The organism is Mesorhizobium sp. M5C.F.Ca.IN.020.32.2.1, assembly GCF_004023105.1.
In the GTDB taxonomy this organism is placed as follows: domain Bacteria; phylum Pseudomonadota; class Alphaproteobacteria; order Rhizobiales; family Rhizobiaceae; genus Mesorhizobium; species Mesorhizobium wenxiniae.
On record NZ_RZSX01000213.1, the window covers coordinates 1 to 8,123 of the forward strand.

Annotated in this window: 6 protein-coding genes and 1 pseudogene; 5 read left to right on the top strand and 2 right to left on the bottom strand. The window is 62.9% G+C overall.

The annotated features are described in order from the left end of the window. Positions 1–71: 71 nt before the first annotated feature. Both EOA86_RS13130 and EOA86_RS13135 read left to right on the top strand, forming a co-directional pair. Complete coding sequence (locus EOA86_RS13130) at positions 72–1,610, top strand: trimethylamine methyltransferase family protein (RefSeq protein ID WP_164891724.1); 1,539 nt, start codon at positions 72–74, stop codon at positions 1,608–1,610. A 121-nt stretch (positions 1,611–1,731) separates the two neighbouring features. Continuing rightward, positions 1,732–4,173, top strand: a complete 2,442-nt coding sequence (locus EOA86_RS13135; protein ID WP_128342039.1) for an FAD-dependent oxidoreductase — start codon at positions 1,732–1,734, stop codon at positions 4,171–4,173. Positions 4,174–4,196: 23 nt separating this feature from the next. Here the strand turns inward: EOA86_RS13135 and EOA86_RS13140 are convergent. Continuing rightward, positions 4,197–4,582, bottom strand: a pseudogene (locus EOA86_RS13140) (DoxX family protein); the annotation flags it as partial. Positions 4,583–4,774: 192 nt separating this feature from the next. Here EOA86_RS13140 and EOA86_RS13145 point away from each other — a divergent pair. Then, on the top strand, positions 4,775–5,263 hold the full coding sequence (locus EOA86_RS13145) for a hypothetical protein (RefSeq protein WP_245497253.1): 489 nt from the start codon (positions 4,775–4,777) through the stop codon (positions 5,261–5,263). Between the two features lie 89 nt (positions 5,264–5,352). Here the strand turns inward: EOA86_RS13145 and EOA86_RS13150 are convergent, their stop codons facing one another. After that, positions 5,353–6,129 (bottom strand): VOC family protein, encoded by a 777-nt coding sequence (locus EOA86_RS13150; RefSeq protein WP_128342043.1) that lies wholly within the window; start codon positions 6,127–6,129, stop codon positions 5,353–5,355. A gap of 173 nt (positions 6,130–6,302) precedes the next feature. Between EOA86_RS13150 and EOA86_RS13155 the strand changes: the two genes are divergently transcribed. Then, complete coding sequence (locus EOA86_RS13155; protein ID WP_128342044.1) at positions 6,303–7,019, top strand: gamma-glutamylcyclotransferase; 717 nt, start codon at positions 6,303–6,305, stop codon at positions 7,017–7,019. A gap of 138 nt (positions 7,020–7,157) precedes the next feature. Further along, positions 7,158–8,123 (top strand): NAD(P)-dependent oxidoreductase (locus EOA86_RS13160; RefSeq protein WP_164891725.1); only part of this gene is annotated, 966 nt, incomplete at its 3' end.

The following is an 8,123-nucleotide window of genomic DNA, read 5'->3' on the forward strand; positions in this document are numbered from 1 at the left end:
GGCTAAAATCACGCCCGCGGGTGGCGGATTTCTGACAGCCCGATCCTCGTGCCGGCGCTTTGATGCCCCGCATGAACGAACCGAGACGCAAGCGCGGCGCCGAGCGAACCAGCAACAGGGGACCGGCCGCCATTCCGCAACTGCCGTTGCGCCGCGTGACAAATCCCTATCCGCCAATGGCGATGCTCTCGGCCGAACAGATCGAGGCGATCCACCAGGCGTCGATGCACATTTTGGAGAATTTCGGCATCGAGGTGATGAGCCCGCGGGCGCTCTTGCTGTTCGAGAATGCCGGAGCCAAGGTCGATCACGCGTCGATGACTGTCCGCATCGACCGCGGCATGATTGATGAGGCACTGAAGACGACGCAGTCGAGCTACACGCTTACGCCGCGCAACCCGGCCCGTGCCGTCCATCTCGGCGGCAACACCATCAACTTCACCCTGGTTGCCGGGCCGCCCAATGTGCATGATATGGAACGCGGCCGCCGCGCCGGAAACCTGCGCGACTATTGTGATCTCACCCGGCTGGCGCAGCATTTCAACTGCATCCACATGCTGGGCAACCAGGTCTGCGCCCCGGTGGAACTGCCGGCCAATTCACGCCATCTCGACACCTATTTCGCCAATCTGACGCTGGCCGACAAAAGTTTTCACGTCTCGGCGATCGGCCGCGGCAGGGCGCTCGACGGCATCGAAATGATGGCAATCGCGCGCGGATTGACGCTTGATGAGATGCGCGACGATCCCGGCATCACCACCATCATTTCGGTCAACTCGCCGCGCCGCTTCGACGAGATGATGGCCGAAGGGCTGATGACCATGGCCGAGTTCGGCCAATCGGTCGCGGTGACGCCGTTCACGCTGATGGGGGCGATGAGCCCGGTGACGCTTGCCGGCGCGCTCGCCCAACAGAACGCCGAGGCGCTGTTCGGCGTGCTCTTGACGCAGCTTGTCCGCCCTGGCGCCCCGGTCATGTATGGCGCCTTCACCTCCAATGTCGACATGAAGTCCGGTGCACCGGCGTTCGGCACGCCGGAGAACACCAAAGCCAACATCGCCTCCGGGCAGCTGGCGCGGCGCTATGGACTGCCCTACCGGACGACGCCGGGCTCGGCCTCCAACGCCGCCGACGCGCAAGGCGCCTATGAGACGCTGATGGCGCTGTGGGGCGCGGTGCTCGGCCACGGCAATCTCGTCTACCACGCCGCCGGCTGGCAGGAGGGCGGGCTGACCGCGTCGTTCGAAAAGTTCATCATCGACGTCGAGATGATCCAGCACATGATGGAGTTTTTGCGCCCGATCGAAGTCAACGAGGCCGAACTCGCCGTCGAGGCATTGGGGGCGGTGCCGACCGGCGGCCATTTCTTCGGCGAGCCGCACACGCTGGAGCGCTACGCCACCGCCTTCTATCAGCCGATGCTCTCCAATTGGCAGAATTACGAGGCCTGGCAGGAGGCCGGCGGGCTCGACGCCACCGCGCGGGCGACGCGGCTGTGGAAGAAAGCGCTGGAAGATCATGTCGAGCCGGCGATGGCTATTTCCGTGCGCGAGGCGCTGGAGGCGTATGTGGCAAAGCGCAAGGAAGCGATCGGGCAGGGCGAGCCGTGATGTTGTGTCGTGCGTCTTCGAGGACCCCCCTCTGGCGTGCCGGCCAGAGGGGGGTGATTTTAGCTCCTTCCATCCCGATTCACGTCACCCGTCCAAGCCACTGAAATAAGTGAGAAAACCCATGAAATCGCATGCAAAGGTCGTGGTCATTGGCGGAGGCGTCGTCGGCTGTTCCGTGCTGTTCCATCTCGCCCGTCACGGCTGGACCGACATTTTGCTTCTGGAGCGTGACGAGCTGACCTCCGGCTCGACCTGGCATGCGGCCGGCGGCATGCATACGATCAATGGCGATCCCAACGTCGCCAAGCTGCAGAAATACACGATCTCGCTCTATAAGGAGATAGAGGAGCTGTCCGGCCAGGCGACCGGCGTGCATCTGACCGGCGGCGTGCTTTTGGCGGCGACCGAGGCGCGGCTCGACTGGCTGCGCGGCGTCGTGGCCAAGGGACGATATCTCGGCATCGATCTCGAGGAGATTTCGCCGAACGAAGCGGCCGAACTGATGCCGCTGCTCGATCCGAAGCAGTTCGTCGGCGCCGTCCGCAACAAGGAGGACGGTCATCTCGATCCATCGGGCGTCACCCATGCCTATGCCAAGGCTGCGAGAAAACTTGGCGCCGAGGTTGAGCGCTTCACCAAGGTCGAGGGCATCGTGCGCCGCCCCGACGGGCTGTGGCGCGTCATCACCAACAAGGGCGACGTGGTGGCTGAGCATGTCGTCAACGCCGGCGGTCTATGGGCGCGCGAGGTCGGCCGCATGATCGGGCTGGAACTGCCGGTGCTGGCCATGGAGCACATGTACCTGATCACCGAGGACATGCCGGAAGTCGCCGCCTGGAACCAGAACACCGGCACGGAGATCATCCACGCGGTCGATTTCGACGGCGAGCTCTATCTGCGCCAGGAGCGCGGCGGCATGCTGATGGGTACCTATGAGAAGGCCAATAAGCCATGGTCCGAATTTTCCACGCCGTGGAATTTCGGCCACGAACTGCTGGAGCCCGACATCGACCGCATCGCGCCGTCGCTGGAAGTCGGCTTCAGGCATTTCCCGGCCTTCCAGAACACCGGCATCAAGCAGATCATCAACGGTCCCTTCACCTTCGCGCCGGACGGCAACCCGCTGGTCGGACCGGTGCGGGGCCTGCCGGGTTTCTGGGTCGCCTGCGGCGTCATGGCGGGTTTCTCACAGGGCGGCGGCGTCGGCCTGGCGCTGGCGAACTGGATGATCGAGGGCGATCCCGGCGCCGACATCTGGGCGATGGATGTCTCGCGCTACGGCGACTGGGCGACGATGGCCTACACCAACGCCAAGGTGCGAGAGAATTATTCGCGGCGTTTTTCCATCCGCTTCCCCAATGAGGAGCTGCCCGCCGGGCGGCCGCTCAAGACCGCGCCGGTCTATGACCTTTTGTCGGCCAAGGGCGCGCAATGGGGCGTGGCCTATGGGCTGGAAGTGCCGCTGTGGTATGCGCCCGAGGGCGTCAAGGACGAGTTCTCGTGGCGGCGCTCGAGCGATTTCCAGCATGTCGCAAAAGAGGTGAAGACGGTGCGGACACGTGTCGGCCTGTCGGAAATCTCGTCATTCGCCAAATACAGGGTGACGGGCGAGGGCGCGGCGGGCTGGCTCGACCGCCTGCTTGCCTGCAAGCTGCCAAAACCCGGCCGCATGACGCTGGCGCCGATGCTGAAGGAAGACGGCAGGCTGATTGGCGACTTTTCGCTGGCCAATCTCGGCAGTCCCAATTCCAACGGGGAGGACTGGTTCCTCGCCGGCTCCGGCATTGCCGAGCAGTATCACATGCGCTGGTTCGAGGCGCATCTGCCGCAAGATGGCTCGGTCCGTATCGAGGCGCTGGGGGCGAAGCTGACGGGCCTGTCGATCGCAGGACCCAAGGCGCGGGACGTGTTGGCCAGAGTTACGCGGGCGGATGTGTCGAATGCGGCGTTTCCGTTCATGGCTACGGCCAAGATGGAGGTCGGCATGGCGCCGTGCCTGGTCGGCCGCGTCAGCTACACCGGCGATCTCGGCTACGAGATCTGGGTGGCACCGGAGTATCAGCGTGCCGCGTACCAGACCTTGATGGCGGCGGGCGAAGAATTCGGCATCGGCCTGTTCGGCTCACGCGCGCTCAACGCGCTGCGGCTTGAGAAGAACTACGGCTCGTGGGCGCGCGAATACCGGCCGATCTACGGGCCGCTCGAAGCCGGCCTCGACCGTTTCGTCGCCTATGGCAAGGAGGCCGATTTCATCGGCAAGGAGGCTGCAGTGGCCGAGCGCCAGCAAGGCGGCAAGCTGCGGCTGCGTGCCTTTGTCGTTGATACGGCAGACGCCGACGTCATCGGTGACGAGCCGATCTGGTTCGACGGCGCGGTGCGCGGCTGGGTCACGTCAGGCGGCTACGCGCACCATTCGGAGACGTCTGTGGCCATGGGCTATATCCCGAAGGAAATCGCCGACGAGGCCGGCGGTTTCCAGATTGAGCTGTTGGGCAAGCGCTTTCCCGCGCGCGTGCAGCCGACACCGCTGTTCGACGCGAATCTCGAGCGGATGCGGGGGTAAAGGCGCCGCTGGTGGCGGCTCAAGCTGCGGCGGTTGTCCAGCGCCAAGGCGCCGGGACCGGCGAACACAAGATAGAGGAAGATGAAGCAGAAGGAGATCGCCGCATCGCCGCCATTGTTGACCGGGAAGAAGTCACGCGGCATGTGGGCCATGAAATAGGCGATCGCCATCTGGCCGCTGAGAAGGAACGCGACCGCTTGGTGAACAGCCCCAAAACCAGCAGGATGCCGCCGACGAATTCGAGGACGCCCGCGGTGAGCGATAGGCCGCTCAGGGTGCCGGCAGAATCGCTGACCGGGAAATTGAACAGTTTCTGGGTGCCGTGCTCCATAAACTGCAGCGCCGTCATGATGCGCAATGCCGCGAGAGCCTGCGGCTGGTATCTGGCGAGACCGTCAAAAAACTTCATCAAAGCTCCATTCACCCCTCGGGATCGGCCATAAATTATGGCCAGGCAATGGAGCACTCACTTGCCATGGCCTGCCATCAACAATCGGTGATTGGAAATGGTTTACCTCATATTTTTTTCTCTCTATGGTTGCATTTGTATCTCTGTGGTTGTATTGATGTGTAGCTCCAAACCATGCGGGTTACCTTTGCCATGAAAAAAGTCGTCGTCAGCCTATTCGCAATCCTTGCAGGCACGAGCGTCGCCATAGCCGACGACGCCAGCTGTGCTGCTTTCAAATGGCCGGTGACGCGCGAGCAGGCCCTGTTTGCGGCAGCGCCCGCCGCGCAGTCCGGGGCTGACCTTTCGGTCGGCGAGGCTGCAGATGTGGCGTTGGCGCCGGTCGACAGGATCAGCTTCACAATTCCGCCGGAACGCGCGCCGGCAGCCGGTACATTCGGCGCGACGGCAAGCGTGGCCGTGCCCCCTGAGGGAGAGCTCCAGATCAGCCTGTCTGATGAGGCCTGGGTCGATGTCGTTCAGGACGGCAGAGCCGTGAAGTCGGCGGCTTTCAGTCGTATGAAGACCTGTCCGGGGATTCGCAAGAGCGTGCGCTTCAAGCTGGCCGCCGGTCCGGCCACCGTGCAGTTCAGCGGCGCGAAAAAAGAAACCCTCAAGGTCGCGGTGCTGACGCCGGAGTAATTCTCGAAGGGGCCGGAAGGACAGGGCTCCTCCTTGTCCTGCCGGACATCTCCCCCAATTGGGGGAGATCGGCCACTGCTGCCGAGTTGTTACCGAACCGGCGCCGTTAGCGCGAAATGGGCGCCTTGCGGGTCCGTGCACATTACGATCCAGCTTCCACCCGGAACCTCCATCGGGCCCACCAGGATTTGACCGCCGTTGTCGGTCACGCGCTTGGCCGCCGCGTCGATGCTAGGTACATTGAAATAGAACTGCCAGACCGGCACGGGGATCTGCTCGGGCTTGTTCATCATGCCGCCAATAGGTTCGCCGCCGGCGGTAAAGAGCTGGTAGATGCCCATCGGCCCCATATCCATGGCATCGCCCGTTTCCCAGCCGAACTGGTCGGAGTAGAAATCGAGGGCCGCCTTCCAGTCTGATGTATAGAGCTCATGCCAGCCGATACTGCCAGGAGTGGTGGCCGGCAGGGCAGGTTGGTCCGGACCGTCGGGCTGCAGGAAATTGAACACCGCGCCTTGCGGATCGGCGACGACGGCAAAACGACCGACACCCGGGATGTCGTCGGGTTCGCGGTGAACAGTGCCGCCCGCCGCCTTCAACGACTTCGTCGCAGCGTCGACATTCCTGGTATGGATGTAGCCGACCCAGGCCGGCGGCATGCCCGTCTTGCGCACTTCTTCTGGCTGCGCCATCAGCCCGGCAACGCCCCGCTCGCCGACATTCATGACCATGTAACGAGGCATGCCTGGCGCCCCGTCGAAAACCTGCGCTTTCCAGCCGACCACATTCGTGTAGAAGGCCTCGGCAGCGTCGAGATCGGTGGTCATTAGCTCGTACCAGAAGAAGGGCATGGGGGATTCTGGCATCGTCGTGCTCCTTGCGTTTTTGTCGTTGATCGTGTGCGATCCATCCTAGGACGATCTTCGCGACGTGAATCCGACACCTGGGTCAAGAATCGACCGAGGCAAGGCACCGCCGTTCAAGTCTTGCGTACTTCGCGGTTTTCGCCTTTCCTTTGGTCAACGGGGGGTGTTGGTCCATGCGCCGGATGTCGCTCACTTCAGAGCTTGTCGCGCTATGCCATCGGGAGGAGGCCGATCCCGGTCCCGATGGAAGCTGGACGCAACTGAACGATGAGGATTTCCAGACCCTCGCGTCGCGGCTATCGAGCGAAGCAGGCGCGGGCCCCTTGTGGGTGTTCGCCTATGGCTCGCTGATCTGGAAGCCGGCTTTCGAGTCCGTCGAACGACAGCGCGCTACCGCTTTCGGCTGGCACCGGTCCTTCTGTCTCGACATTGCCCGCTGGCGCGGCAGCGCTGCGCAGCCGGGACTGATGATGGCGCTCGAACGAGGTGGCCGATGCGATGGTGTGATCTACCGCTTGCCGGAGGGGGAAAAGCCGCTGCAGATCGAAAAACTGTTGCGGCGCGAGATCGACGATCGCGAGAGTGTCGGCTCGGTCAGGTGGCTTCCGGTGCGTACGGCTCAAGGCACGCTCAGCGCGCTGGGCTTCTGGGTCGGCGTAACCGGCAGGGGCACCTCGCTCAATCAGCCCTTGGAAAATGTGGCGCGGGTGCTGGCCAGGGCATGCGGGCATGTCGGGTCCGGCGCCGAATACCTCTACAACACCGTGAGTCACCTGGAAGAATTCGGCATTCGTGACCGCAATTTGTGGCGGCTGCAGGAACTGGTCGCGGACGAGATCAGGTCGATCCATGGCCGCACCCCCGGAATGGGCCTCCTCTCCACACAGTGATCGCGTGAAATCTCGATAACATGAGTTTATTTATCATATTTTATTGTGGGTTTTCAGCGGCTTGCGTCGAAAATTGACCAATTGATAAAAAAACAAAACGTGTTAGCCTTCCTCAAAACCACAAGAATGGGGAGCGGAATGGCGACTGGTCATTTCAAGCAGGGCATTGCCGGCGGCCGGCTTTCGCCCGAACAATATGCCGATAATTTTTCCGACCTGCATCCGCCGCTCGATCATCACGAGGCGCTGGTCGAGTCCGATCGCTGCTATTTCTGCTACGACGCGCCGTGCATGAACGCATGCCCGACCTCGATCGACATCCCGTTGTTCATCCGCCAGATCTCGACAGGCAATCCGATCGGCTCGGCCAAGACGATTTTCGACCAGAACATTTTGGGCGGCATGTGCGCCCGCGTTTGCCCGACCGAGACGCTGTGCGAAGAGGTCTGCGTGCGCGAAGTGGCGGAAGGCAAGCCGGTGCAGATCGGCCGGCTGCAGCGTTATGCAACCGATGTCGCCATGGCTGAGAATAAGCAGTTTTATGCGCGCGCCGCGCCGACCGGCAAGACGGTCGCCGTGGTCGGCGCCGGACCGGCAGGTCTTGCCGCCGCCCATCGGCTTGCCCGCCATGGTCATGAGGTGACCATCCTGGAAGCCCGCCCGAAAGCCGGCGGTCTCAATGAATACGGCATCGCCGCCTACAAGAGCATCGACAATTTTGCCCAGGCCGAGGTCGATTATGTCCTGTCGATCGGCGGCATCGACATCCAGAATGGCAAGGCGCTCGGCCGCGACTTTCAATTGTCGGACCTGACTAGGAATTATGACGCGGTGTTTCTCGGCATGGGGCTTGGCGGCGTCAACGCGCTGCGCGCCGACGGCGAGGAGGCGCAAGGTGTCACCAATGCGGTGGAGTTCATCGCCGAGCTTCGCCAGGCGAGCGATCTTGCCAGCCTGCCGGTCGGCCGGCGGGTCGTCGTCATCGGCGGCGGCATGACTGCGATAGATGCGGCGGTGCAATCGAAGCTGCTCGGCGCCGAAGAGGTGACGATCTGCTATCGGCGCGGGCAGGAGCACATGAACGCTTCCGACTTCGAGCAGGAC